Origin of the sequence: Pseudoalteromonas sp. DL2-H2.2 (genome assembly GCF_021532535.1) — a bacterium.
Classification (GTDB): Bacteria; Pseudomonadota; Gammaproteobacteria; order Enterobacterales; family Alteromonadaceae; genus Pseudoalteromonas; species Pseudoalteromonas rubra_A.
Genome location: NZ_JAKGBD010000004.1, coordinates 78,562 through 103,759, shown reverse-complemented (window position 1 = coordinate 103,759; position 25,198 = coordinate 78,562). Strand labels below are relative to the sequence as shown.

At 49.4% G+C, this 25,198-nt stretch carries 25 protein-coding genes and 1 tRNA gene; 4 read left to right on the top strand and 22 right to left on the bottom strand.

The window, feature by feature from the left end:
- Positions 1 to 10: 10 nt before the first annotated feature.
- The 6 genes from hscB to trmJ form a co-directional block, all read right to left on the bottom strand.
- Positions 11 to 535 (bottom strand): co-chaperone HscB, encoded by a 525-nt coding sequence (gene hscB / locus L1285_RS08660; RefSeq protein ID WP_046003655.1) that lies wholly within the window; start codon positions 533 to 535, stop codon positions 11 to 13.
- Positions 536 to 598: 63 nt separating this feature from the next.
- Entirely contained in the window at positions 599 to 922 is a 324-nt protein-coding gene (gene iscA, locus L1285_RS08655; RefSeq protein WP_046003656.1) for an iron-sulfur cluster assembly protein IscA, read from the bottom strand.
- Positions 923 to 931: 9 nt separating this feature from the next.
- Positions 932 to 1,315, bottom strand: a complete 384-nt coding sequence (gene iscU / locus L1285_RS08650; protein WP_010384017.1) for a Fe-S cluster assembly scaffold IscU — start codon at positions 1,313 to 1,315, stop codon at positions 932 to 934.
- 53 nt (positions 1,316 to 1,368) lie between these two features.
- Complete coding sequence (locus L1285_RS08645; RefSeq protein WP_125779489.1) at positions 1,369 to 2,583, bottom strand: IscS subfamily cysteine desulfurase; 1,215 nt, start codon at positions 2,581 to 2,583, stop codon at positions 1,369 to 1,371.
- Positions 2,584 to 2,606: 23 nt separating this feature from the next.
- Positions 2,607 to 3,098 carry a Fe-S cluster assembly transcriptional regulator IscR gene (gene iscR, locus L1285_RS08640; protein ID WP_010384014.1) on the bottom strand — a complete coding sequence of 164 codons (492 nt, stop codon included), beginning with the start codon at positions 3,096 to 3,098 and terminating at the stop codon, positions 2,607 to 2,609.
- A 267-nt stretch (positions 3,099 to 3,365) separates the two neighbouring features.
- The gene (trmJ, locus tag L1285_RS08635) at positions 3,366 to 4,088 is read right to left on the bottom strand and encodes a tRNA (cytosine(32)/uridine(32)-2'-O)-methyltransferase TrmJ (protein ID WP_010384012.1); all 723 of its coding nucleotides are present in this window, start codon (positions 4,086 to 4,088) and stop codon (positions 3,366 to 3,368) included.
- Positions 4,089 to 4,370: 282 nt separating this feature from the next.
- On the opposite strand from trmJ, the gene suhB reads away from it, so the two are divergent.
- Positions 4,371 to 5,174: an inositol-1-monophosphatase gene (gene suhB, locus L1285_RS08630; RefSeq protein WP_130246414.1), complete on the top strand. Its 804-nt coding sequence runs from the start codon at positions 4,371 to 4,373 to the stop codon at positions 5,172 to 5,174.
- A 231-nt stretch (positions 5,175 to 5,405) separates the two neighbouring features.
- Here suhB and L1285_RS08625 read toward each other — a convergent pair whose 3' ends face one another.
- From L1285_RS08625 to L1285_RS08610, 4 genes are all read right to left on the bottom strand, one after another.
- A complete protein-coding gene (locus L1285_RS08625; RefSeq protein ID WP_046003660.1) occupies positions 5,406 to 6,581 on the bottom strand; it encodes a mandelate racemase/muconate lactonizing enzyme family protein in 1,176 nt (391 codons plus the stop codon).
- An 8-nt stretch (positions 6,582 to 6,589) separates the two neighbouring features.
- Positions 6,590 to 7,357 (bottom strand): class II aldolase/adducin family protein, encoded by a 768-nt coding sequence (locus L1285_RS08620; protein WP_235411962.1) that lies wholly within the window; start codon positions 7,355 to 7,357, stop codon positions 6,590 to 6,592.
- Positions 7,358 to 7,516: 159 nt separating this feature from the next.
- Complete coding sequence (locus L1285_RS08615) at positions 7,517 to 7,840, bottom strand: c-type cytochrome (protein ID WP_054015968.1); 324 nt, start codon at positions 7,838 to 7,840, stop codon at positions 7,517 to 7,519.
- Positions 7,841 to 7,941: 101 nt separating this feature from the next.
- Complete coding sequence (locus tag L1285_RS08610) at positions 7,942 to 8,484, bottom strand: DUF2058 domain-containing protein (protein ID WP_046003663.1); 543 nt, start codon at positions 8,482 to 8,484, stop codon at positions 7,942 to 7,944.
- 217 nt (positions 8,485 to 8,701) lie between these two features.
- Between L1285_RS08610 and L1285_RS08605 the strand changes: the two genes are divergently transcribed.
- The gene (locus L1285_RS08605) at positions 8,702 to 9,862 is read left to right on the top strand and encodes an MFS transporter (RefSeq protein WP_235411961.1); all 1,161 of its coding nucleotides are present in this window, start codon (positions 8,702 to 8,704) and stop codon (positions 9,860 to 9,862) included.
- 9 nt (positions 9,863 to 9,871) lie between these two features.
- Here the strand turns inward: L1285_RS08605 and L1285_RS08600 are convergent, their stop codons facing one another.
- The gene (locus L1285_RS08600) at positions 9,872 to 10,387 is read right to left on the bottom strand and encodes a prolyl-tRNA synthetase associated domain-containing protein (RefSeq protein ID WP_235411959.1); all 516 of its coding nucleotides are present in this window, start codon (positions 10,385 to 10,387) and stop codon (positions 9,872 to 9,874) included.
- Positions 10,384 to 10,776, bottom strand: coding sequence for a hypothetical protein (locus L1285_RS08595; protein WP_046003713.1), 393 nt, complete (start codon positions 10,774 to 10,776; stop codon positions 10,384 to 10,386). Before L1285_RS08595 ends, L1285_RS08600 begins: the two co-directional genes overlap by 4 nt.
- 128 nt (positions 10,777 to 10,904) lie before the next feature.
- Here L1285_RS08595 and L1285_RS08590 point away from each other — a divergent pair.
- Positions 10,905 to 10,980: transfer RNA gene (locus L1285_RS08590), tRNA-Ala, on the top strand.
- A gap of 313 nt (positions 10,981 to 11,293) precedes the next feature.
- Here the strand turns inward: L1285_RS08590 and L1285_RS08585 are convergent.
- Together L1285_RS08585 and proB are read right to left on the bottom strand one after the other, a co-directional pair.
- On the bottom strand, positions 11,294 to 12,541 hold the full coding sequence (locus tag L1285_RS08585; protein ID WP_235411958.1) for a glutamate-5-semialdehyde dehydrogenase: 1,248 nt from the start codon (positions 12,539 to 12,541) through the stop codon (positions 11,294 to 11,296).
- Positions 12,538 to 13,629: a glutamate 5-kinase gene (gene proB, locus L1285_RS08580; protein WP_235411956.1), complete on the bottom strand. Its 1,092-nt coding sequence runs from the start codon at positions 13,627 to 13,629 to the stop codon at positions 12,538 to 12,540. Before proB ends, L1285_RS08585 begins: the two co-directional genes overlap by 4 nt.
- 641 nt (positions 13,630 to 14,270) lie before the next feature.
- On the opposite strand from proB, the gene L1285_RS08575 reads away from it, so the two are divergent.
- On the top strand, positions 14,271 to 16,127 hold the full coding sequence (locus L1285_RS08575) for a cation:proton antiporter (protein WP_235411954.1): 1,857 nt from the start codon (positions 14,271 to 14,273) through the stop codon (positions 16,125 to 16,127).
- A 12-nt stretch (positions 16,128 to 16,139) separates the two neighbouring features.
- On the opposite strand, the gene L1285_RS08570 is transcribed toward L1285_RS08575, so the two are convergent.
- The 8 genes from L1285_RS08570 to mutL form a co-directional block, all read right to left on the bottom strand.
- Positions 16,140 to 16,754: a tetratricopeptide repeat protein gene (locus L1285_RS08570; RefSeq protein ID WP_442960487.1), complete on the bottom strand. Its 615-nt coding sequence runs from the start codon at positions 16,752 to 16,754 to the stop codon at positions 16,140 to 16,142.
- Positions 16,755 to 16,950: 196 nt separating this feature from the next.
- Positions 16,951 to 18,267 carry an adenylosuccinate synthase gene (locus L1285_RS08565; RefSeq protein WP_046003670.1) on the bottom strand — a complete coding sequence of 439 codons (1,317 nt, stop codon included), beginning with the start codon at positions 18,265 to 18,267 and terminating at the stop codon, positions 16,951 to 16,953.
- A 248-nt stretch (positions 18,268 to 18,515) separates the two neighbouring features.
- On the bottom strand, positions 18,516 to 19,394 hold the full coding sequence (hflC, locus tag L1285_RS08560) for a protease modulator HflC (protein WP_130245270.1): 879 nt from the start codon (positions 19,392 to 19,394) through the stop codon (positions 18,516 to 18,518).
- Positions 19,395 to 19,399: 5 nt separating this feature from the next.
- Positions 19,400 to 20,563, bottom strand: coding sequence for an FtsH protease activity modulator HflK (gene hflK, locus L1285_RS08555; RefSeq protein ID WP_125720986.1), 1,164 nt, complete (start codon positions 20,561 to 20,563; stop codon positions 19,400 to 19,402).
- 91 nt (positions 20,564 to 20,654) lie between these two features.
- Entirely contained in the window at positions 20,655 to 21,944 is a 1,290-nt protein-coding gene (gene hflX / locus L1285_RS08550) for a ribosome rescue GTPase HflX (protein ID WP_235411950.1), read from the bottom strand.
- A gap of 31 nt (positions 21,945 to 21,975) precedes the next feature.
- On the bottom strand, positions 21,976 to 22,239 hold the full coding sequence (gene hfq, locus L1285_RS08545) for an RNA chaperone Hfq (protein ID WP_125720990.1): 264 nt from the start codon (positions 22,237 to 22,239) through the stop codon (positions 21,976 to 21,978).
- A 77-nt stretch (positions 22,240 to 22,316) separates the two neighbouring features.
- Complete coding sequence (gene miaA / locus L1285_RS08540) at positions 22,317 to 23,234, bottom strand: tRNA (adenosine(37)-N6)-dimethylallyltransferase MiaA (protein ID WP_235411948.1); 918 nt, start codon at positions 23,232 to 23,234, stop codon at positions 22,317 to 22,319.
- Between the two features lie 59 nt (positions 23,235 to 23,293).
- Positions 23,294 to 25,195 (bottom strand): DNA mismatch repair endonuclease MutL, encoded by a 1,902-nt coding sequence (gene mutL, locus L1285_RS08535; RefSeq protein ID WP_235411946.1) that lies wholly within the window; start codon positions 25,193 to 25,195, stop codon positions 23,294 to 23,296.
- Positions 25,196 to 25,198 lie beyond the last annotated feature (3 nt).

Here is a 25,198-nt window from a genome sequence, read left to right as displayed (position 1 = left end):
ACCGCATCAATCAGTCGAACAGGCTGTCTTCAATTCGAGACAACTCGTCTTTCAATTTATAAACAAACTTGAGTTTACGAATATGATCCGCCGCGCGATGCAGGTCACTTTCGTCGCTGCTCGCTAAAAGCTCACCCAGGCCGGCGCTATATTGCTGTTCCAGCTGTTTGGCTTGCGCTTCAAATGACTCGATTTCTGCTTCAGGATCGCCACTATGCTGAATGTCTTCCAGCGCTTCACGCAGCTCCATTTGCTGCATTAAAAAAGCCGGATCCTGCAAGGTCTGTTGCTCAGCGCGAATATCCACGCCACGCTCGCTCAGCATGTACTCAGCACGCTTTACCGGGTGCTTCAGCACCGCCAGTGCATCATTGATCTCTGCGGTCTTTTGTACCGCTAACAGTTTTTCGCGTTCGCCAAGGTGGGCAAACTTGTCCGGGTGGACCGCGCGTTGCAGGTCAAGATAACGCTGATTTAAAACACTCAGGTCAACCTGGTAGCTGACAGGTAAATCGAATAATTCAAAATATCGCATACGCATCCAATACAGCAAAGCCCTACCAAGGCAGGGCTTTAGAATTATTAATCACAAGAGAGATTAAACGGTGAAACTTTCGCCGCAACCACACTCGTCCTTCTGATTCGGGTTGTTGAACTTAAACCCTTCATTCAGACCTTCTTTGGTGTAGTCTAGCTCAGTGCCGTCGATATACACTAGGCTCTTGGCATCGACGATGAGTTTGACGCCCTTTTCTTCAAATACCTCATCGCCTTCATCCAGCTCGTCGACAAACTCAAGTACATAGGCAAGACCTGAACAGCCGGTCGTTTTAATGCCGACTCTCAGCCCAATGCCTTTACCGCGGTTGGCCAAAAAAGTCTGTACTCGGCCTGCTGCCGACTCTGTCAGTGTCACTGCCATAGTTATCTCTTACTTCGCCTGTTTACTCTTGTAGTCTGCAATTGCAGCCTGAATTGCGTCTTCTGCCAAAATTGAACAGTGGATCTTTACTGGTGGCAATTCTAGCTCAGCACTGATGTCGGTGTTCTTGATTTCGCCGGCTTCGTCCAGTGTCTTGCCTTTTACCCACTCAGTTACCAGCGATGATGACGCGATAGCGCTACCACAGCCGTACGTTTTGAACTTGGCGTCTTCGATGATGCCTTCGCCAGATACTTTGATCTGTAGCTTCATCACGTCACCACAGGCCGGTGCGCCAACCATACCGGTTGCGACACTCGGATCGTTCTTGTCTAATGAACCAACGTTACGTGGGTTTTCCACGTGGTCTATTACTTTGTTACTGTACGCCATAATTCTTTCCTCACTACCTGCCTATAGTTTTAACTTGCTATACACGGATTTGCTTAATGGTGTGCCCATTCAACTGCATCTAAGTCCACGCCATCTTTGAACATTTCCCAAAGCGGTGACATCTCGCGCAGACGGCCAATCGAGTCTTTGATGAGCTTAACGGTATAATCGATTTCTTCTTCAGTGGTAAAACGACCGATGCTGAAGCGGATAGAGCTGTGTGCCAACTCATCGTTACGGCCCAGTGCGCGCAGTACGTAAGACGGCTCAAGGCTCGCAGAAGTACATGCAGACCCTGATGATACGGCAATGTCTTTCACTGCCATCAGCAGCGACTCACCTTCAACAAAGTTGAAGCTCAGGTTAACAATGCCCGGTACTGACTGCTCAATCGCACCGTTGAAATACACTTCTTCCATATCCATCACGCCGTCCAGCAAACGCTTACGCAGCGCGCTGATATGTGCATGATCTTTTTCGAAATCTTCTTTGGCAACACGAAAAGCTGCACCCATGCCCACGATTTGGTGGGTTGCCAATGTACCTGAACGCATACCACGCTCATGGCCACCACCGTGCATTTGCGCTTCAAGGCGTGCACGCGGCTTACGGCGGACATACAGTGCGCCGATGCCTTTAGGACCATATACTTTGTGGCCAGAGAAAGACATAAAGTCTACTTTCAGCTGTTGCAGGTCGATCTGTACTTTACCGGCGCTTTGCGCGGCATCGACGTGGAACATGATTTTGCGCTCACGACACATCTCACCGATGGTCGCGATATCCTGAATCACACCCAGCTCATTATTAACATGCATAACGCTGATTAGAATGGTGTCTTCGCGGATAGCGGCTTCTAGTTTTTTCAGATCCAGCAGGCCGTTTTCTTCCACTTCCATATAGGTAACGTCGAAGCCCTGACGCTCCAGTTCACGACAGGTGTCCAGCACAGCTTTGTGCTCGGTCTTAACGGTGATCACGTGCTTACCCTTCTTTTGATAGAAGTTAGCCGCACCTTTAATCGCCAGGTTGTTTGATTCCGTCGCCCCTGAGGTGAAGACAATTTCACGCGGATCGGCGTTGATTAAATCAGCGATATCGTTACGCGCCTGGTCAATCAGCTCTTCTGCCTGCCACCCAAAACGGTGTGAACGTGAGGCTGGATTACCAAAATTACCATCCATTGTCAGGCACTGCATCATTTCGTTTGCAACACGCTGATCAACCGGAGTGGTCGCTGCATAATCTAAATATATCGGTAATTTCATTTCTTTCTCCGCTAGACGCCAGTTTACAGCTGGCAACTCACTTGAATATTCTCTAATTGCTTCATTGCACTGTTAACCCCATTATCCTGACGCGTTGCAACAGACTGCACATCGGAATTAGCGACTAACTCGGCGAGGGAAATACTGTTTAAAAATTCTTCAATACGCATACTTAAGTCTGACCACAATGTATGAGTAAGGCAGCGCATACCGCTTTGGCAGCCGCCTCCTTCACCATGACATCGAGTCGCATCTACGGATTCATCGACCGCAGCGATCACATCGCCAACGGAAATAGTATGCGCGTCGCGGCCCAGCAAATAGCCGCCACCCGGTCCACGAACAGAGCTCACTAAGCCGTGTTTACGCAAACGGGCAAATAATTGTTCCAGGTATGACAGAGATATTTCCTGACGTTCGGAAATATCCGCCAGAGGCACGGGTCCAATATTTGCGTGTAGTGCGACGTCCAGCATCGCTGTCACTGCATATCTGCCTTTTGAAGTCAGTTTCATGCGTGCCCCCAGAAAAGTTATCAAGGCGCAAATTGTAATTACCTGACTAAGATAGTCAAGTATTAACCAACAACCAATCGCCCTGTGCTATGCGGATAACACGTAGGTAGGTACTTACCTAGCGTGTTCAATCTGCGCTTATCGAAATACCCGACTAATTTCCTCAAGTATTATGGACATTGTAATTACCTGAGTATTTTAGTCAAGTATTTACGCATGAGATTATTGCAGCGCTTTGGTATATCTCATGCCAAAACGCTAACCCCATCATTTTATTGATTTATTTATTGAGCTTAAAATACCGCGCAGGATATTGAGCTCTTGATCTTCCGGACGAGCTCGGTTAAACAGGCGCTTTAGCTTGGTCATGACCATGCCCGGGTGCTGCTTAATGATAAAACCGGTGTCATTCAGAGTAGACTCAAGGTGCTCATAGAACAGTTCCATTTGCTGAGAAGTAGGATACTGCGCGTCGTCCAGCTCAACAGGTTGTTCCTGACGATCCAGGTAGGTCATACGGGTTTCATAGGCCAGCGTTTGCACCGCCATAGCCAGGTTCAGTGAGCTGTACTCCGGGTTTGCCGGAATACACACGTGGTAATTGCACAATTGCAGCTCTTCGTTGGTAAGACCGCTATTTTCACGACCAAACACCAATGCAACCGGGGTTTGCTCTGCACCATCTACCAGCTTTTGAGCACACTCACGCGGGCCAACCATAGGCCAGGATAAAGTACGAGAACGCGCACTGGTACCTATGGTTAAGGCACAATCTGCAATGGCGTCTTCGAGTTTCTCTACCTGAACCGCATTGCCCAGCACGTCAGTTGCACCGGCCGCCAAAGCGCTGGCATGGCTGTCTACCTCACACGCTGGATCCACCAAGTAGAGTTTCGATAACCCCATGGTTTTCATTGCGCGTGCAACCGAGCCGATATTGCCTGAATGGGAGGTATTTACCAATACAATGCGAATGTCTTCTAATGCCATGTCTTATGCCTCAGGAAAAAATAATGGCGGAGTTTAGCACAAACGCGAATTCGCCAGATAGTAAAATCAGGACCAACCGCAAGTAGATGGCACAACGGCTGCAAAAGCGTAAAAGTGTTCGACATGAGCGGTTCAACAGAACTGCCTGAATTTGAGTCACTTACTCATATTGATTAAAAAAAGCACATTCTTTTTGCTGCTGGGTTATTTACTTTGCAGGAAAAATCGCTAGAATACGCCGGCTCAAAAATTTTAGTTCTTTTACAATTCAAAGGTAATGCTATGCATCCAATGTTAAACATTGCGGTACGCGCTGCGCGTAACGCGGGTAAGGTGATTCTACGTGCTTGTGAAAACATGTCTCAGGTTGAGACCTCACAAAAAGGCTCGAACGATTTCGTTACAAACGTAGACAAAGAAGCGGAACTGGTTATCCGTGACACAATTTTAAAAGCCTACCCGGAGCATGCAATTGTCGGTGAAGAACTTGGCCATACCGATGGCAAGCAAGCCGATTACCTTTGGGTTATCGACCCACTTGATGGCACCACCAACTTCATCAAGGGCATTCCTCACTTTGCTATTTCTATCGCGCTGAAAGTTAAAGGCCGCGTAGAACAGGCCGTTGTATACGATCCAATCCGCGATGAACTATTTACCGCCTCTCGCGGCCAGGGCGCACAATTGAACAGCAAACGTATTCGCGTTACTAAGAGTAACGAGCTGGCGGGCTCTGTATTGGCCACTGGCTTCCCGTTCAAACAAAAGCATCACCTGGACGCTTACACTGAAGCCTTTAAAGCGCTGTTTATCCAGACGACAGATATCCGTCGTGCCGGCTCTGCGGCATTGGATATGGCTTATGTTGCAGCGGGTCGTATCGATGGTTTCTATGAAATTGGTCTTAAGCCGTGGGACACTGCGGCAGGTGAATTGCTGATCAAAGAAGCCGGCGGTATGCTGATGGATTTCGCAGGCGGCGCCAACTACAACAACAGCGGTAACATCGTCTGTGGCGCACCTAAGCTGTGTCAGGCGATTGTAAAAGAAATTCGTCCTGTGCTGACTGAGTCACTGCTTAAGTAAGCCGGATGCAGAATTAAAAAAACCCAAACAACTGTTTGGGTTTTTTTATGTCTGACACAAAACATAATACCAATTTCACTTAATGCCTGTTCAATTTGACGGAGCAAATATGACGCTAACGGCGTTAAAAATTTCTCATTTAGAATAACTAAATAGCAAAATTTTTGCCTAGTTATCGAGCATATTTTCTCGCCTCAAAATAGAACACTTAATTAAGCAAATTGGTATAAGTTACTTGATTTCGACTCGGGCTGAGCGCATAACCACTTCATCATTTAGTTCAATGCCGATGCCTGGTGCTTCAGAGACCTTGAACATGCCTTTTTCCGGCTGTGGATCCTGAAGACACAACTCCCGGTTCCACTTTTTAATCGCATAAGTGTGATGCTCGTGGATCAGGAAGTTAGGAATGGCTGTTTCCAGATGCAAAGAAGCGGCCGTCGCAACCGGGCCACCACACACATGGGCCTGAATGCGGATATCAAAAATATCGGCGTAATCACAGACCTTTTTAGTCTCGGTAAAGCCACCACACAGGCCAATATCCGGCTGCAAAACGTCAATACTCTGATCTTCAAAATAAGGACGCACATCCCAGCGGTTATACAAACGCTCACCACCTGCAATCGGCACTGCTGTTTTGTTGGCCACTTTGGCATGTAAAGAGTGGTTCAGGTAATTGACCGGCTCTTCGTAATACATACAGTCAAACTCTTGTGCAATCTCAGCAATCTGAATCGCAGAAGTGGCACCAGGCAAACTGTGACATTCAAAAATAATGTCCACCTCGTCGCCCACCGCTTCGCGGATCGCCTGCATACGTGCCCGGTATAATTTCATCTCGGCGCGCGAGATCAGCTTGGTGCGGTCGTAATAGGTGTTACCGTCTTTGTCGTACATGATAGGGTCAACTTTAACCGCATCATAGCCTTCTGCCAGCGCTTTGTGAGCTGCCTCAGCATATTCGTGTGGCTGCACCAGTGCCTTAAATTCACTGTCCCAGTCGAACTGAAGCTGTGATGCATAGGTACGCAGCTCGTCATTCACTTTACCACCAAGCAGCTGATACACAGGCAGGTTCAGCGCTTTGCCCTTAATGTCCCACAGTGCTGTATCAATGGCACTCATGGCCGCATACACCACAGGCCCGCCACCTAAGCCCCAGAAACTTTCACGCAGCATGCGGGCCCACAGCATTTCAGTCTGGAACGGGTCGTGGCCGATTAGAAAGGCTTCCGCCATTTCTTTGATCATGGCAGCAGCGGCACTGTGCCCCAGGTCGTAGGCCAGACCGGCTTCGCCTACCCCCGAAATCCCCTCATCGGTATGAATACGAACAAATACCGGGGTCCAGGCGGGCCTGTCCGGACAGTGAATATCAAACACTTCGACGCGATTAACTTTCATTTTGACTCCTATTCGGCAAAGCCAGGATCCAGGCGGTATGCCTTTCTCAACATGGCAGGCCAGGCTAATTGGCCACCGGTGCTACCACTGTGCACCACCTTTGCCTGATTATAAATATTGTCCTGAATGGGCTGCGGCACCTCTTTTGCTGCGCGGCCGGTCGCCTGAATGGCTACCTGGATCTCGCAGGCACGTTGCAGATCATAAAAACGCATAAAGGCATCACCGACTGTGGGTCCAACAGTTAAACCACCGTGATTGACCAGCAACATATGATTGGTGGTGCCAAGGTCATTTTGCAGGCGGGCTTTTTCCGCTTCGTTCACCGCCAGACCTTCATATTCATGGTAAGACAGTGAGGGCAATGAAAACATGCTGTGCTGGCTCAGCGGTAGTAACCCGCCTTCCAGGCTCGCAACGGCAATGGTTTCTTTGGTATGCAGATGGATCACACAATGCGCATCTTCACGTACTTCATGGATAGCACTGTGGATAGTGAAGCCGGCCGGATTTATTTCAAAAGGAGTGTCGTCCAGAATATTGCCTTGCAGGTCCACCTTCACCAGATTTGAGGCGGTGACCTCATCAAAACTCAGTCCAAAGGCATTCACCAGATAATGATCGGTGCCAGGCAGGCGTGCAGACATATGCGTATAGATCAGGTCACCCCAGCGAAAGTGCTCTACCAGGCGGTAACACGCCGCCAGATCAACACGCAGTCGCCACTCTTGCTCACTGACTTTGTCTTTTACGTTGAGTTTCGGCAATTCAAACATGGCCCTTCCTTTTATTATAAAGCCCAATTTATTTTGGATGTATAGAAGTCTAAAACACTCACCACCGGGATGCAATAACTCTATCCGGGAGAAAGCACAATAGTAGATGTGGATCAAAAAACCACCGACAAGCGGTGGCTTTTTTATTTACTGTCAGTGTTACTGAACTTTTGACAGGTAATCAGCAATAGCTTCCAGCTCTGCGTCAGACACATTTGCCGTCATTGCTTTCATCGCAGCCGACATACCATTGCTGCGTGCACCTGATTTAATGTCTTTCATCTGCGCGAACAAGTACTCTTTATTTTGCCCAGCCAATTTAGGATACACAGGCATAATAGGGGCTTTACCTTCTGCGCCATGACAGGTCTGGCACATTTTTGCGGTATAAAGCGCTTTACCATCGGCTGCACTGGCAGTACCAGCAGATAGGGCTGCAACGGCCAACGTACTGGCCAACATCAGTTGTTTCATCTTGCTCATATCTTTTCTCTTCTTATATAACGGATCAATTCAAGTGTAGTCTATGCCGCACTGTTATCCATACTCTCATGACGGGGAGCTTACAGGTACAGCTACTGTGCCTACCAGATCAGATCATCCGGGACTTCGAAGTCCGCATACGGATCATCTTCGTCTTTGTCTTTCTGATCATCTTCAACATGAAAGACAATGTACTTTTCATCGACTTCAGCGATCTTACGTGCCGGCTCGTCTTGTAAGACATAAAACTGACCTTCGAGTACACAAATCGCCAGTCTGCCTTTGGCTAATGCCTGCTGGGTTTGTGCATTCACATCCAGCTCTTTAATTTTACTTTCATAAGTAAAGTTAAAGGTCACATTACCACGGATCTCATCCTGGTTGTGGTGCTCCAGAATTTGCTTCACTCTGGCAACCTGCTCACGCTCTTTGAGCTCGGCCTGCTTTGCCTTGTTCAGCTCTTCCGCTTTTTGCTGCTGAGCCTGCTTAGTTTGCTCAATGTGTTTTTGCAGATCGCTGACGTCGCTGGTCGCGCCTTTTTTCTTCTTTTTCTTTTGCGCTTTGCGCTTTTCGCTCTTTGCTACTTTGGCTTTGTGCTCGGTGGTCAGGCCCGCTTTCAAAAGTTGATCTTGTAGAGATCCCATAATGCCACTCCATAAATCTAGACTGACGCTATTTTAACGCAGTGGACGAATTTGACCACAGCTGGTGAACATTCCGGGTGAAAAATTTTGCACCTCAAAAATCTAGCAGAGTCGGCACTAAAAAATATGATTTAACGCAAGTTTTCTGTGATTTGCTTCGCAATTGTGTGATTCGACAGGCATAATTTGGACGCGATTTGGTCATTATGGATAGATTATGTCTCTGCCGCACTTGCTGTTGTGCTCTGTTGCCATTTTTTGTGTGTTGTACGCTCCTCAACCCTTGTTGTCGTTATTTGCAGAGTCTTATCAGGTCGCCCCGGCAAAAGCTGGCATGCTGATGTCTTTGACCATGCTGCCACTGGCTATTGCGCCTATTTGCTACGGGTTGTTATTTACGAAACGTAACCCTTTGCGGATCATCAAAGCCAGCATGCTGATGCTGGCACTGTGCTGTATCGGTTTCGCATTCAGCGGGGATTTCCAATGGATGATGGCGATACGCTTTGTGCAAGGCTTGTTACTCCCGGCCGCCCTCACCGCCATGACCGGCTATCTTGGCCGAACCTATAAACACAGTCAGCTGAAGCGTTCAATGAGCTGGTACATTGGCAGTACCATTGCCGGTGGCTACCTCGGCCGCACATTAGCAGCCAACTTTGCGGTGTGGTTTGACTGGCAGAGCTTTTACCTGCTCAATGCCATCACCCTGATAATACTGGCTTTGTGGATAAAGCCCCAGCGAGCTCAGGTCGTCAGCAGTGCGGCCAATCACCCTTTGGCATATCTCAAACCACTCAGGCAGGCCGATTTATTGGGTCTCTATGGGGCTGTTTTTTGTATGTTTTTTTGCTTTGCCGCACTTCTAAATTACCTGCCCTTTATCCTCAGTAACGACTACAAGATTAGCGATCCTCGCCTGATCGGCTGGGTCTACACAGGTTATCTGGTTGGTGCCTGTCTGTCTTTGTCTACACCCTTGCTGAGTAAGCTGCGAGCCAGCATGTGGCAGATCCTCAGTGGCTTATTTGCGCTGTATTGCCTGACGATTACGGGCATGTTGTGGCATAGCTTCTGGCTGTTTCTGGTGTTATTCACCCTGTTTTGTGCCTGCATGTTTATGATCCATGCCAGTGCCGCGCCGCTGGCAAACCAGCTAAGCAAGGCCGAAGCCACCGTGACCAATGGCGCGTATGTGTCATTTTATTACTGCGGCGGCGCGCTGGGTTCCTATCTGCCCGGTCTCATCTATCAGCGCTGGGGACTGAGTTATTTTTTGCTCTCGCTGCTGCTCGTTTGCAGTGCCGGTTTACTGCTGGTGTGGCGAAATCATTCCCGGGCACGACCCGACAAAACGGCGCTGTCACCTAAGTTTTAGTCACCGACTTTAGCTTGTCACTGTACGCTCTGGTAGTGTCAGCCACACCGGCTGATGACCCGTGTGCTGCCAAAAACGTTGCAAGTCAGATAAAGATAACACCCAGGTTTTGTCATTTTCAAAGGGGTGGCACTGCCACAAAGTGGCCTCGCACAACGCCTCATCAAGCCATAGCTGCACCTGCTGCTGCGGGTCGTTAACCGTTGCCAGTGCCGACACACAGCCGGGTTTTATCCCCAGATAGTGTTGCAAGCGGTTATCAGACGCAAATCCCAACCGGGATAGCCTTTGTTGTTTAGACAATGCCTTGAGGTCCAGCTGTTTATCTGCGGTTGTGATCAGTAAAAAATGTTGCCTTCCGTAATTGTCTCGCAAAAACAGGTTTTTCAGCCGCGTGCCCTCACGCGCCAGCGCCAGCCTGTCGGCATCCTGGCAGGTTGCCAGCGGCGGGTGCTGATAACTCTGGTAGGTAATACCGAGTGAACTGAGCAGCTCTGCCAGTTGCGCTACGGAGACTGTATTCATTGGCAGATCCCCCGCAGCTGCACACTGCGGTCGCGCCAGAATACCCGCTCTATCTTGTAGCCAGACTCGCAATAACGCGCCTCTTTGAGTGCCTTTTTGAGCCTGACAACGGCTTCATCTTCCAGCTTGAGTTTTAGCTCGGGCGAGTCCTCCACTCTTTGCTGATCTGCAAAACGCTTCAGCTCGCGTCGCGATACTGGTTTACTGGTATCCAAATTCATTTGTGGGGTGGCTTTAACGGTAACAACAAACGCAAACTCATCCTGCCCTTTGCCATTCACGCGTTGATGTAGTTGCTGACTTTCGACTGCCAGAACTGGGACCTCGGGCTTGCTACTACAAGCACTGAGCAACAGGGCGCCACCAATCAGTAGACTCGCACGTATCATAAAATTCTCTGTATTTTTTGCCCAGTGTAACAAAGCAAAGCGGCTGTTTGGCAAGTTTTTTATGACCAGGACTTGACGCTCGGTAGAAAAATGTTTTAAATTCTCAGCGTCAAATCGACGCCGGAAGTGGGGCTATAGCTCAGCTGGGAGAGCGCCTGCCTTGCACGCAGGAGGTCAGCAGTTCGATCCTGCTTAGCTCCACCACTTTCCGCCTTTCCTTGCTCATTAATCCCAAACTCAAAAATCACACAAACAGGCAGTCTGTCAGGCGATATTTCAGGGCACATCCTTGTACCCAATAATACCAATTTGCTTAATTAAGTGTTCCATTTTGAGGCGAGAAAATATCGTCGATAACACCGCTCACGCGTCCTGCTATCGCTGAGGTACCTACGTCCATGTAGGCAAGGCAAAAATTTTGCTATTTAGTTGTTCTAAATAAGAAATTTTTAACACAGTTAGCGTCATATTTGCTCCTTCAAATTGAACAGGTATTAAGTGAAATTGGTATTAGATATTAATCTCTTATCTGACCTTCTCCATTGACCAGATATTTCTCTGTTGTCAGCGACTCCAGTCCCATCGGACCATAAGCATGCAGCTTGGTCGTTGCAATGCCAATCTCAGCGCCTAAGCCCAGCTGACCACCATCACTGAAACGTGACGAGGCATTCACCATAACAACAGAGGCATCAACACTGCGCTGGAACAGTTCAGCGGTTTGCATATCCTGCGTGCAGATCACTTCGGTATGATGACTGCCAAAGCGATCTATGTGTGCCACTGCCGCACTGAAGTCCGCCACCTGTTTCACTGCAATCTCCAGGCTCAGGTACTCTTCGCCAAACGCATCGTCAGCCAGCACTGTGGCATCATCGAAGTATCCGGCACTCGCCTGATCAGCATTGATCTTAACGCCACGCTGCTGCAGGGCTTGTGCGGCTTGTGGTAAAAACTGCTCAGCGATGTCCTGATGGACAATCAAACCTTCGAGTGCATTACAGACGCCGGTGCGCTGGGTTTTACCATTGAGCAGCAGTTGCAGCGCCTTGTCGAGATCGGCGTCTTTATCGACATACAGGTGACACACCCCTTTAAAGTGCTGGATCACCGGCACTGTACTATTTTGGGTCACAAATTGGATCAGCCCTTCACCACCACGTGGAATGATCAGATCTATGTAATCTTTTTGCTGCATCAGCTCCATCATCAGGCTGCGATCCGGGTCTGGGATCACGCTGATCAGTGCCGTCGGCAGGCTGTGGGTTTCCAGCACGCCGTGCAGTACTTTGGCGATGGCCAGCGAGCTTTGCAGTGCTTCTTTACCACCTCGCAGGATCACGCCATTACCCGATTTAAAACACAAAGCACCGGCATCTGCTGTCACATTCGGGCGGGCTTCGTAAATCATACACACCACGCCCAGTGGCACACGCATTTTTCTGATTTCAATGCCGTTAGGTCGCGTGCTCAAATCCCTGGTTGTGCCAACCGGATCGGGTAATTCGATAATAGTTTCAATGCCCTGCGCCATGTCTTCAATGCGCTCCGGCGTGAGCGTCAGACGGTCGACCATCGCAGCAGGCAACTGGTTCTCGCGTGCAGCCTCCAAATCTTGCTGATTGGCATGGATAATTTCATCCATACTGGCTCTGAGTGCACCCGCCATGCCGCGCAATACCGCATCTTTTTGTGGTGTTGATAACAACGCCAGAGTTTTTGCCGCCTGCGCTGCATTATGTGCAATTTCTGTAATTAAGCTCATGATTTTCTTTCCTCAAATACTGCAATATCATTTTGTGAGATGACCGGGCCTATGCTGTCCTGAACTTTGTCAGTGACTATATCTTTGTCCTGTTGGGCAATGAAGTTAAGCAAACAGCTGCTGTAATTACTGTTTGCCTTGGCCAGCTTCTGACCGTCTTCGTTTCTCACCAGCACGGTTTCGCCCGCCGAAAAGTCGCCATTGACTGCGACTATGTCATCACAGCTCAGTTCATCAAACTCGTTTGCTTCAACAATCAGCTCACCTTGTTCCGATGCGGTGTGCGTCATCCAGTGCACAGCCTCTTGCATCGGCGTGTCGTAAGGCAGAAAACGCGTTCCCGGGTTCGCCCCATTGAGCAGCTCAGAGAAAGTATCTTCATTAAAGCCATTCACTATGTACGTCACAATGCCATGGGATGTGGCCTTTTCCGCTGCCTGTAGCTTGGTTCTCATACCACCCGTACCGACACTACTGGTTGGCCCGCCAGTCATGGCATAAATTTCCGGGGTTAGTTCACCCACAGTGTCCAGCAATCTGGCATCCGGATTTTTATTGGGATCTTTATCGTACAGGCCGTTCACGTCAGAGCAGATGATCAGGCAATCTGCATCCGCCGCTGCTGCCACCATGGCAGATAAGTTGTCGTTATCACCGACCTTCAAATCGTCCGTCGTCACCGCATCATTCTCGTTGATAATAGGCAGGATCCCTTGCTCCAGTAAAGTGAACAATGTTTCACGAATACTGTTATAGCGATCGCGGTCACGTAAATCGCCGTGCGTCAGCAACAACTGGGCCGACGGAAAGTCAAAAAAGCGCTCCCAGAGTGATATCATTTCTGTCTGCCCAGCCGCCGCCATGGCCTTTTTCACTGCCACTGAGCTTTTGTCTTTATTTTTGAACAGGTGTGACCCGGCAGCCACAGCGCCGGATGACACCAGCAGCACCTCTTTGCCTTTGGCGCGACACTGCACAATAAACTGTGCAATGTTAAGCAGGTAACGTGAGCGGCAACCGTCCTGCTCTGGTGCGATTAACGCACTGCCGATTTTGATTACGATGCGTTGAGATGTTTCAATTGACATGTTTTTTCCGTTTTACCTTATACCCTCATGCGCGCAGTATCCAGGTTGATACTACAACGCTTCTTTGTCAGCATACGCGACCACAAAAGATAAGATAACAACGGCTTCGAAATACCCACTCACACGAATACAGCATACATTTCGAAACGGCAAACAGACAGACCCCTGACATGCACGCACTGAACTATTCAGTACTAACAAGCAACTGTGGCTGCGAAAACTAAGAAAGATTGATTGTGACCTGAGAGACATGCTCTGCTGGTCGAGCCGTTTTTTGCAGGTTCACCATGGTTTGGTGCGGCAAAAAAGGCCTGATCGCAATGAATAATTGCGCACATGAGTAGATTGATGATGGGCGCAAAGCCCGCTCGAATAAACGCTATATACCTTAGCGCGGATCCGGTTTAAATTGCAACCCATTCGGATGTAAATGCTTTATGGCCGCCATAAATCTGAGTGATAGTACTTGTGTATCAGAGCTCTACCACAAGATCGTTCGGCTGTTTACCGTACAATTTGTTGGCCGAGAAATAATCCCCAGAATAACACTCATGGCCACGCTAACACTTTATTTGTGGTTTGACTGTGCTATAACCAAGCAAACACTATAATTAAATTTACCCCAACCTGCGGGAGCAGCTATGTCAGCTATTTATATTGCCGGGATTGCGTTATTTTCTGTTTTAGCCCAATGGCTTGCCTGGGTCTGCCGGGTTCCAGCCATTTTGTTTTTACTGCTAACCGGCTTGTTACTGGGCCCCGTTTCTGGTCAGTTACAGCCAGATCAACTGCTCGGCGATTTACTTTTTCCTGTGGTTTCGCTGTCCGTTGCCATTATCTTGTTCGAGGGGGCGTTAACACTGCACTTTCATGAGCTGAAAGGCATAGGAAAAGTCGTGCGCAACTTGTGCTCAATCGGCATGCTGACCACCTTTGCAATCCTCACTGCCAGCGCTATCTGGCTGCTGGAGCTGGACTGGCGGGTAGCTGCGGTGCTGGGGGCAGTATTGGTGGTCACAGGGCCAACTGTGATAGCCCCGATGCTCAATGCCATGCGACCGGAAAAAGACATTGATCGGATCCTGCGCTGGGAAGGCATAGTTATCGACCCCATAGGCGCCTTGTTCGCGGTTTTGGTGTTCGAGGCAGTCAACCAGGTAGGAGAAGCCGCCGTGTTCAGCCATACGATGCTGGCGCTGTTTTCAACGCTGGGTGTAGGGACCTCTGTGGGGATTGTGGCAGGCTGGCTGACCACCACCATCATCCGCCGGGAGTGGCTACCGTACGAGCTGCACAAGTTTGGTATTCTTGCGCTGGTGCTGTTCAGCTTTACCCTGGCGAACCACCTGAGCCACGAATCCGGGCTGCTGGCCGTCACCATTTTTGGGATCTGGCTGGCCAATCAGGACGATTTAGAAATTGACTCAGTACTGGAGTTTAAAGAAGATTTATCGATGATCCTGATCTCCAGTTTATTTATTCTGCTCGCTGCACGCCTGCAACTGGAAGATCTGATGCTGCTTGACGGTGACGTGTTCATTTTCCTGGCCATTGTGTTATTTGTCGCCCGGCCCCTGAGTATCGCGGTCTCTACCTTTGGCAGCGATCTGCCACTGCGCTCGCGGCTACTGCTTGCCTGGATTGCACCGCGGGGTATCGTTGCGGCGGCCGTCGGCTCTGTATTCGCGCTGAGTATGATGCAGTCGGGTTACCCCGATGCCAACAAAATGGTGCCGCTGATCTTTACCGTGATCATAGTGACTGTGATCTTACAAAGCCTCACTGCAACCCCGCTGGCCCGTTTACTAAAAGTGCGTCAGCCTGCTCCCAATACGTTATTATTGATTGGTGCCAACCACGTCTCCCGCGCGGTAGCTCGGGGTTTGAAAGAGCAAAACGTCGATGTTTACCTGTCTGATCCGGCATGGGAAAACTGTAAGATGGCACGCATGGATGGTCTACCCTGCTACTATGGCAACCCGCAGTCTGAACATGCCGAGCGTTACCTGCCACTGACCAGTCTTAAATCAGTGATGGCACTGTCGCCCAACCGTCACCACAACGCACTGGGTGTGCAGTATTTTTCGCACCTGCTGGGGGAGCAGAACGTCTTCTCACTGAAGTCTTCAACAAACCATGCCAAAGCCAATAAAGACAGCGCCACATTCCTGTCTCGCCAGTTGCTGTTTGGTGATGAAGGCAATTATGCCAAGCTAAGTAGCATGATGGCCAAAGGGGGCAAAGTCAGTGCGACCCGGCTATCAGAAGAGTTTACCTGGGCGCAATATCAGCAAGTGAATAAAGAAGCGATACCGCTATTTATCATAGGAGAAGCAGGCAAAAACGACGATGGCCTGCCAGTACGCCCCTTTACCACGCAGATGAAACATGCCCCCGGCAGCGGAGAGCGGGTATTGGCATTACAACCGCCTAAATTGTCGGTGCTCAAAGACCCAGCGCAAAAAGAAGCGCCTATCGGAGAAAAACTGGGCGACTAAGGCGCTTTAGCTTTACATCGGTAGCCGGGCACGTTTTACCACGCTGTCCGGCATTTTCTGCGCCAACAACGCCAGCGCCGTTTCAATGCGCTTATGCAGCTTTTTGTCTGCCACCGCAGCGTGGAACAGCCAGCGATAGGCGTCTTCGTAGTCTCTTGGGCTGCCATATCCCTTATTGAACAAATCGACCAGCCGCAGCTGAGCTTTTAAATTTCCCAGCACCGAGGCCTCTCGCAAGTAGGTGATGGCCATCCGCTTGTCCATTTGCACCAGCTTGCCGAGATCATAATAGCGGCCAAGCTGTTCCAGCGCCGCTGCCAGGCCCTGCTCAGCCGCCTTGCGCATATAATACAGGCCTAGTTCAACATTACGGTCAACGCAGACCGCGTAGGCCAGCATATCGCCATACAGGAACTGGTACGACGGCAGCGCCATTATTTCGGCGCGAGCTTCGATATCCTGAACCAACTGACACTCGTCGTCTTTCACGCGTTTCAGGTGTGCGTTGCGACTGATCAGCTCCAGCAGCTCCGCCTGGCTATAAAGAGGAACGGCTTCAATCGGCTCATCGCCTTTAGAATGAGGGCTGATAAATAAGCAAGCGCTTACAATCAGCGCAGATATCATACTTAGATGCTTGTTCATATTCGATACGTACCAATGACACACTGACATTAAGTATACAATAAATGTGCCACTGAGAAGGATTGTATTGGAGAAACTAGGCTGAGCCTAAGCAAGTGAAGGCAAGCATAATGCACGCATAATGCACGCATAATGCAGACATAAAAAAAGCTGCCGTAGCAGCTTTTTTTACACTTAATTATTCGCCGAATGGGTTGCGAACAATCATAGTCTCAACACGGTCAGGACCCGTTGAGATGATGTCGATTGGTACACCTGTCAGCTCTTCAAGACGCTTGATGTAGTTGATAGCCGCTTCTGGCAGGGCTTCAACAGTCGTTGCACCAAAGGTGTTTTCAGACCAGCCTGGCATTTCTTCGTAAACTGGCGTCACTTTCTCGTAGCCTTCCGCTGCCAGTGGCGTCACGTTCGTAACTGTGCCATCTTCCAGCTGGTAACCAGTACAGATCTTGATGGTTTCAAGACCATCCAGTACATCCAGCTTAGTCAGGCAGAAACCTGAGATACTGTTGATCTGGATTGCACGGCGCATTGCTACCGCATCAAACCAACCTGTACGACGCAGACGACCCGTCGTTGCACCGAACTCGTGACCTTTCTCACCTAAGTGCTTACCAACCGGATCTTGCTTGTCCAGACCATCGTAAAGCTCTGTCGGGAACGGACCTGAACCCACACGCGTGGTGTACGCTTTAACAATACCCAGTACATAGTCCAGGTGTAATGGACCAAAGCCCGCACCTGTTGCCACACCACCGGCAGTGGTGTTAGAAGAAGTTACATATGGGTATGTACCGTGGTCGATATCAAGCAAAGTACCCTGAGCGCCTTCAAATAGGATATTGTCGCCATTCAGACGCGTTTGATCCAGCAGCTCAGTAACGTCAACGACCATAGACTTCAGGATTTGTGCAATTTCCATCGCTTCATCGTAGGTCTTCTGGAAATCAACCGCGTCTACTTTGTAGTAGTTAACCAGGGTGAAGTTATGGTACTCAAGCACCTCTTTCAGCTTAGCTGCAAACTGCTCTGGGTTGAACAGGTCGCCAACACGCAGACCACGACGTGCTACTTTGTCTTCGTAAGCAGGGCCGATACCACGACCGGTTGTACCGATTGCTTTATTACCACGAGCCAGTTCACGTGCCTGATCCAAAGCAACATGGTAAGGCAGGATCAACGGACATGCTTCACTGATAAGCAAGCGCTCACGAACTGGTACGCCACGCTCTTCCAGCATACGCACTTCTTTCATTAGTGCGTCTGGCGCCAATACCACACCGTTACCGATAATGCATTTTACGTTGTCACGTAGAATGCCCGACGGGATCAGGTGCAGAACGGTTTTTTCACCGTTGATCACCAGTGTGTGGCCCGCGTTATGTCCGCCCTGATAGCGAACAACCAAAGAAGCTTTATCTGTCAGCAGGTCTACAACCTTGCCTTTACCTTCGTCACCCCACTGGGTGCCCAATACAACGACGTTTTTACCCATTGCAAAATCACTTAGAAAAAATTAGGCGCAGATTTTATCAGAAAAGCACGTTCAAAACACCCCATTACGGCTATTTTTTCCGCACTCGCTGGGATCCTAATGAAATTAAGAGAGTTTCTTTAACTCGTCTGATCAGGTGATATTGCCCGCCGGCGTTTCTGAACAGGGTTAAAAAGCAAAAAACCCCGCTGCTGCGGGGTTTTCAATTCGGACATTGGTCGCGCCGTTACAATAAAAACAGCGCCAACTTATTCGCCTTTTTTGTTCTTCATATAATCGAAGAACTCGCTATCCGGTGATAATACCATCACGTCGCCTTTGCTGGTGAAAGTATTTTTGTATGCTTCCAGCGAGCGAACAAAGCCGAAGAACTCCGGATCCTTGTTGTACGCATCAGCATAAATTTTTGCTGCCAGTGCATCGCCCTGACCGCGCACAGCACGGGCATTACGCTCCGCATCTGCCAGCATAACGGTAACCCTACGGTCAACTTCAGCGCGAATGATCTCCGCCTTTTCCTGACCTTCTGAGCGGTGCTCTTTGGCCACTGCGGTACGCTCAGCACGCATCCGCTGGAAAATTGAGTTACTGACTTCGTTTGGCAGGTTGATTTGCTTAACCCGCACATCCAGCACCTCAATACCTAGCTCCTGAGCACTCTCAGAGGCTTGTACCAGCGCTTCTTCCATCAGCTCGCTACGTTCACCCGAAACAATCTCTTTAATGGTACGCGAACCAAAGTTGGTTCTCAGACCATTGTTCACTTTCTGCTTAAGCAGGGTTTCAGCGTATTGCTTATCACCTCTGGCACGCAGATAGTAAGCCGAGAAATCGTTAACACGCCACTTCACGAATGAATCGACGATCAAGTCTTTTTTCTCACTGGTAACGAAACGATCAGGTGCGCCATCCAGCGTCTGAATACGTGCATCAATGCGACGTACCTGACTGAAAAATGGTACTTTCAGATGCAGACCTGGTTCGTATACCACGGCATTGTCCTGGCTGTCTTTTTGTACTTTACTGAACAGTAAAACAATGGCGCGTTGACCTTCTGTGACAACAAACACCGACGAAAAAGCCAAAAATGCGGCAATGATCAATCCTACGACAGTCATGTTTTTCATGTCAGTTACCTCCCACCATTGTTAAAACGGTCACGTGAAAAACGATCATCACTGCTGTTCACTGTGCTGTTGCGTGACTGACCCAGTGACTGACGCAGCTGATTGATGTCGTTCTGGCTTGGCAGGGTAACCTGCGTGCCCGACTTACTTTGCTGCATAATCTTATCCAATGGCAGATACATCATGTTGTTGCCACCTTTTACGTCAACCAGCACTTTAGAGCTGTTACCCAACACTTGCTCCATGGTTTCGATGTACAAACGTTCACGGGTAACCTGCTTGGCAGCCTGATACTCTGGCAATAGCTTTTCAAAACGCTCAACCTCACCCTGCGCTTCCAGAGTGATACGCTCTCGGTACGCTTCTGCTTCTTGCGTCATACGCGTTACCTGACCACGGGCACGCGGCTCGATTTCTCTTGCGTACGCCTCCGCTTCACGAATGAAACGCTCTTCATCCTCTTGTGCTGCAATGGCGTCGTCAAATGCATCTTTTACTTCTGCAGGCGGACGTGAGTCTTTAAAGTTCACATCGGTGACGATAATACCCAGGTTGTATGGCTCGATGATCTTGGTCAGTTCATCCCAGGTACGCTGACGTACCAATTCACGGCCCGTGGTTAATACCTGGTCCATGCGAGAGTGACCCACAACATAGCGCAGTGCACTGTCCAGTGCCTGCTGTAAGCTGTGATCGGCATCGGTTACGCTGAAGCGATACAAGGTCGGGTCAACCACCCGATACTGAACCTCGAACTCAACGCTCACCACATTCTCGTCTTCAGTCAGCATAAAACCTGATGCCGACAGAGAACGAACCGCTTCAATATCAATGGGGATAACGCGTTCAATAAAAGTCATTTTCCAGCGCAGACCCGGCTCGGCGATACGGTTAAATTCACCGAATTGCAGCACAATGCCACGCTCGGCTTCTTTCACTGTGTAAATACCGCTTAACGCCCAAACAACAAAAGCAATTAACAGCACAAACACCATACCGGCACCGCCGATACCGCCGCCTTTGCCTGGCTTACCGCCAAACATGCCGCCAAACTTGTTGTTGAATTTGCGGAATACTTCGTCTAAGTCAGGTGGCCCCTGATCACGACCGCCACGGTTCTTCCACGGGTCGTTATCATTGCCATTATTACCCGGTTCGTTCCAGGCCATAGCTATACTCCATTGTTATAAAATGAATTAATCTAAATCTAACAAAAAACACAGAGATCTAATAGAGAAATACGTGCAATAAGCGGCTTTTTCAATCTTCCACCACAAATTGCGCTATTTCCTGACCCTGCTCTTTCTTTAATCTTTCCCAATCTGCCTGCGGTAATCTGACGTCCAACAGCCAATTTCCAGCCTCGTCATAGGACTCGCCATTTACCGCATTAAGATTAAACAACGCGCCACGCAGCTTACCAAATGCAGGCGGTACCAACAGCTTGCTGGCGAAAATCTTCTTCGCCAAAAGCTCTGAAATTGCCTGTTCAAGCAACTCAATGCCTTCACCCGTATGTGCCGATAACCAGACGCGCACAGGCACGCCCTGATCGTCTCTGTCTATTTTAGGGTTGATCTCGTCAACCAGATCAATTTTGTTGTAAACCAACAGCTGAGGGATCTGATCCGCCTCAATTTCTTTGAGGACCGATTGTACCTCTTCTATGTTCTCTTTTCTTCTCTGATCTGCCACATCGACCACATGCAGCTGTAAGTCTGCTTCCCGGGTTTCGGTCAAAGTCGCTTTAAAAGCGGCTACCAAATCATGGGGTAAATGGCGGATAAAGCCAACCGTATCGGCAAAGATGACCGGGCCAACATCGGTAATTTCCAGCTTACGCAGCGTAGGATCCAAAGTCGCAAAAAGCTGATCCGCCGCATACACATCAGCATTGGTGACGTGATTAAACAAGGTTGATTTGCCCGCATTGGTATAACCAACCAAAGACACTGTCGGAATTTCATTACGGCTACGGGCACGACGCCCTTGCTCTCGCACTGTTGCCACTTTTTCGAGTCGCTTACGGATGCTTTTTATCCGCTCCCGGAGCAGCCGTCGGTCAGTTTCCAGCTGGGTTTCACCCGGTCCACGCAAGCCTATCCCGCCTTTTTGTCTTTCAAGGTGGGTCCAGCCGCGGATCAGGCGAGTTGAAATATGCCGTAACTGCGCCAGCTCAACCTGCAACTTACCTTCGTGGGTGCGGGCACGCTGAGCAAAAATATCTAAAATTAAGGTCGTTCTATCTAATACCCGACAACGGCAGACACGCTCTAAGTTGCGCTCTTGAGAGGGACTGAGTTGATGATTAAAGATGATGACATCTGCATTGTGAGTTCTGACAATCTCAGCGATTTCTTCTGCTTTCCCCGTCCCGACAAATAATTTCGGGTGAGGGGCCTGACGGCTGCCTTGCACAACCGTCAAACAACTAACACCAGCAGAAGACACTAGCATTTCCAGCTCACGAAGATCTTCTCGATCTCCTTCATTTGGAAACTCTATATGTACTAAGACTGCCTGTTCGCCGGCTTCATAACGGTCAAACAAGCATTACGCTCCTACTATCGATTAAAAACGATTAAAAGTTACCATCTTCGCCATTTTCTGCGCTGTCATTGCCCTGAGTATTTTGGAAGTTTACAGCACGAGCAGGCACAACAGTCGAGATGGCGTGTTTATAAACCATTTGATTTACAGTGTTTTCAAGCAAGATCACGAACTGGTCGAAAGACTGGATCTTACCTTGTAATTTGATACCGTTAACTAAAAAGATGGAAACGGGAATGCGCTCACGACGTAAGACATTCAAAAATGGGTCTTGTAACGATTGGCCTTTTGCCATGTTCTTATCCTTCGTTCTAGGTGTTATTATGTTGAGATAGTTGAGGTAATCAAAATAAAAAAATTCCCCAACCTCTATTAGCTTAGCGAACTTAATACACGTTGCAAGTTTTCTTGCTCGTCGGTTTCAAGCCAGGTGACATCTGGCCAACTACGTAACCAGGTTAATTGGCGCTTCGCTAACTGCCTGGTTGCTGCGATCCCCTTGAAGAGCATTTCTTCATAATCGCACTCACCAGCCAAATGCTCCCACATCTGCCGATATCCCACACAACGAATGGAAGGCAAATCCGGATGCAAATCATTTCGCTGATATAAGGCCAAAACTTCGTTTTTAAAGCCCTGATCCAGCATTATTTTAAATCTTTTTTCTATCCTCTCATGCAGTATCTTACGATCCTGCGGGGCAATTGCAAACTGATGAAACTGATAAGGCAACGGCGCTTGTTGGGCTTTTTGCAATTCAGTCATGGTTTTACCCGTCAGACGATAGACTTCCAGTGCTCTGTTGATGCGCTGTGAATCGTTTTCACTGATTTTACTCGCCGCTTGCGGGTCAATCGCCATCAGCTGGGCATGCAGTGCTGGCCAGCCCAGCGCTTTCGCTTCTTGTTCCAGCGTTTCACGTACCTTTGGGCACGCCTCTGGCAAAGGCGATAAGCCCTCTATCAGGCCTTTAAAGTACATCATAGTGCCGCCAACCAGCACTGGGACTTTGCCCTGGCGGTGTAAACGGTCAATACAGTCAATGGCATCTCGGCGAAAGTCTGCAACAGAATAGCTTTCGGCCGGATCCAGTATGTCTATCAGGTGATGTGGGGCCAATGCCTGCTCAGCAGCATCAGGCTTGGCCGTTCCTATATCCATACCTTTATAAACCAGTGCGGAGTCCACACTGATGATCTCACTGTTTAACTGTTGACAGAGCTCAATGGCCAACGCGGTTTTACCGGCGGCGGTTGGCCCCATCAAGGTAATAACGGGTTTTGCTTGCACACTGTTTCTCTACTGCTGTTGGTGCTGTAACGCATCTAGGGTTACAGCAGGACAAGAACTCATGATTCTTGCTGGGACAAGCTTAATAACTTGCTTTGATCTATTGTAACCGCTTTTGCTTCGATTTGAGCACAGCTTCTGGCATTTTTTATGATTTTTTCTACCACCGCAGCAAAGTGTTGCGAATTAAAATATCCCTCAGGCGTAGTGACTTGTAACCAGTTTAACCAGGCTGCCAGGCTTGCTTCCTGTGCCAAGCAAGCGCTGAGCACTTTATCCAGGCACTGCGGTACATCCAGGCTATACAAACTCAGTGGTAGCTTTTTCACCATCACATATCGCTCATGGGCCACGATGGTAAAGCCCAGTAATGTCAGCCAGGATTCCTGCTGCACGACTGAGGCTATTTCATCAGCGCTCAAGTTAACCCGCACCGGCAACAACAGTGCTTTGCCCTGCAAAGTACCATCCTGCTCAATCTGTGCCAGCCAGGTTTCAACCAGGCCATCCCGGCAATGTCCTAACCTGAGCTCTCCTGCCTGAGTAAACAGCACAGCCCCGTGTGCAAGCAGCAAAAACTGCGTGACTTCTGCCTGCTGCGGCTGCGCCTGATGCTCAAGCGCTGTACTTACCTGCGGTATATCCGCCGGCTGCGCCATGCCCTGATATAGCTCGTTGACATTAACCTGCCGCGACTTAGCAGAGCCTGAACTGTTGCTGCTTTTGCCACCACTGCGATAACTGGAACTTGACCCATTCGCGCCAAACGCAGGCGCACAAACTGGGGTATAGGCGCTGTCCTGCACCGTATCATACTCACTTTGCAGTGGTGAACGATATGCCTGATGCTGACGCGCATCCTGTAGTGTGAACTGCTCAGCTACAGGCTCTGTCATTGGCGCTGCAATTGGCCCTGCCTGAGCGCTGCTGTGCGCGACGTCACTGGTGCCTGAGTCGGATAAAGGCAACTCAGGTCGCTCACTGAGAACCACTTGTTTAACTGCCTGCACTATGAAGTCATGGATCAGCCGCGCCTGATGAAAACGCACCTCATGCTTGGCAGGATGCACATTGACATCAACCTGTGTCGGGTCGAGCTCGAGGTAGATGACAAACCCCGGCGTATCAACCGCACCAGCGGTTTCTTCAAATGCCTGGCGAATCGCATGCAGGATTAATTTGTCTCGCATCATTCGCCCGTTCACATAAGTGTACTGAGTCTGATTGCTGCACCCTACCGGCAACACCCAGCCATACAACTTCAGGCCATCATGGCCTGATTCAACAAAACTGGCTTGTTGTGAGAACACTTTACCGGCCACCTGTGCCACCCGCTCCACACTGTATGGATCGGGTCGGGCGCGAAACTGTCTGATCACTTTTTGGTTATGAGTGAGCGTCAGGGCCAGGTCAAAACGGCTCAGCGCAATACGTTTGATCAACTCATCAATATGACTGAACTCGGTTTTCTCGGTGCGTAAAAACTTGCGCCTCGCCGGGGTGTTAAAGAAGAGGTCTTTAACTTCTATGGTGGTGCCATCGGGGTGTGCGGTTGGTTGGATCTGAACCGTCATATCACGCCCTTCGGCAAACGCCTGCCAGGCGGTTTCCTGCTCGGCAGGCTTAGAGCTTAATGTCAGTCTGGATACAGAACTGATCGACGCCAGCGCCTCACCGCGAAAACCCAGCGATGAAATACATTCCAGGTCGTCCAGAGTTTTCAGCTTACTGGTTGCATGGCGGGACAGCGCCAGGGTCAGCTCATCTTTAACGATGCCCGCACCATTGTCCCTGATCCGGATCAGCTTATGACCACCCCGCTCTATGTCTATCTGAATGCGTGTTGCCCCGGCATCAATGCTGTTTTCAACCAGCTCTTTCACCACGGAAGCGGGCCGCTCGACCACTTCTCCCGCAGCTATTTGGTTGGCCAGTCTGGCTGGTAAAATTTCAATGCTCACAGT

Bases quoted from the DNA above. Each gene is read 5' to 3' on its own strand.
- hscB (WP_046003655.1), bottom strand. From the start codon at position 535: ATGCGATATTTTGAATTATTCGATTTACCTGTCAGCTACCAGGTTGAC.
- iscA (WP_046003656.1), bottom strand. From the start codon at position 922: ATGGCAGTGACACTGACAGAGTCGGCAGCAGGCCGAGTACAGACTTTT.
- iscU (WP_010384017.1), bottom strand. From the start codon at position 1,315: ATGGCGTACAGTAACAAAGTAATAGACCACGTGGAAAACCCACGTAAC.
- L1285_RS08645 (WP_125779489.1), bottom strand. From the start codon at position 2,583: ATGAAATTACCGATATATTTAGATTATGCAGCGACCACTCCGGTTGAT.
- iscR (WP_010384014.1), bottom strand. From the start codon at position 3,098: ATGAAACTGACTTCAAAAGGCAGATATGCAGTGACAGCGATGCTGGAC.
- trmJ (WP_010384012.1), bottom strand. From the start codon at position 4,088: ATGGCATTAGAAGACATTCGCATTGTATTGGTAAATACCTCCCATTCA.
- suhB (WP_130246414.1), top strand. From the start codon at position 4,371: ATGCATCCAATGTTAAACATTGCGGTACGCGCTGCGCGTAACGCGGGT.
- L1285_RS08625 (WP_046003660.1), bottom strand. From the start codon at position 6,581: ATGAAAGTTAATCGCGTCGAAGTGTTTGATATTCACTGTCCGGACAGG.
- L1285_RS08620 (WP_235411962.1), bottom strand. From the start codon at position 7,357: ATGTTTGAATTGCCGAAACTCAACGTAAAAGACAAAGTCAGTGAGCAA.
- L1285_RS08615 (WP_054015968.1), bottom strand. From the start codon at position 7,840: ATGAGCAAGATGAAACAACTGATGTTGGCCAGTACGTTGGCCGTTGCA.
- L1285_RS08610 (WP_046003663.1), bottom strand. From the start codon at position 8,484: ATGGGATCTCTACAAGATCAACTTTTGAAAGCGGGCCTGACCACCGAG.
- L1285_RS08605 (WP_235411961.1), top strand. From the start codon at position 8,702: ATGTCTCTGCCGCACTTGCTGTTGTGCTCTGTTGCCATTTTTTGTGTG.
- L1285_RS08600 (WP_235411959.1), bottom strand. From the start codon at position 10,387: ATGAATACAGTCTCCGTAGCGCAACTGGCAGAGCTGCTCAGTTCACTC.
- L1285_RS08595 (WP_046003713.1), bottom strand. From the start codon at position 10,776: ATGATACGTGCGAGTCTACTGATTGGTGGCGCCCTGTTGCTCAGTGCT.
- L1285_RS08585 (WP_235411958.1), bottom strand. From the start codon at position 12,541: ATGAGCTTAATTACAGAAATTGCACATAATGCAGCGCAGGCGGCAAAA.
- proB (WP_235411956.1), bottom strand. From the start codon at position 13,629: ATGTCAATTGAAACATCTCAACGCATCGTAATCAAAATCGGCAGTGCG.
- L1285_RS08575 (WP_235411954.1), top strand. From the start codon at position 14,271: ATGTCAGCTATTTATATTGCCGGGATTGCGTTATTTTCTGTTTTAGCC.
- L1285_RS08570 (WP_442960487.1), bottom strand. From the start codon at position 16,754: ATGATATCTGCGCTGATTGTAAGCGCTTGCTTATTTATCAGCCCTCAT.
- L1285_RS08565 (WP_046003670.1), bottom strand. From the start codon at position 18,267: ATGGGTAAAAACGTCGTTGTATTGGGCACCCAGTGGGGTGACGAAGGT.
- hflC (WP_130245270.1), bottom strand. From the start codon at position 19,394: ATGAAAAACATGACTGTCGTAGGATTGATCATTGCCGCATTTTTGGCT.
- hflK (WP_125720986.1), bottom strand. From the start codon at position 20,563: ATGGCCTGGAACGAACCGGGTAATAATGGCAATGATAACGACCCGTGG.
- hfq (WP_125720990.1), bottom strand. From the start codon at position 22,239: ATGGCAAAAGGCCAATCGTTACAAGACCCATTTTTGAATGTCTTACGT.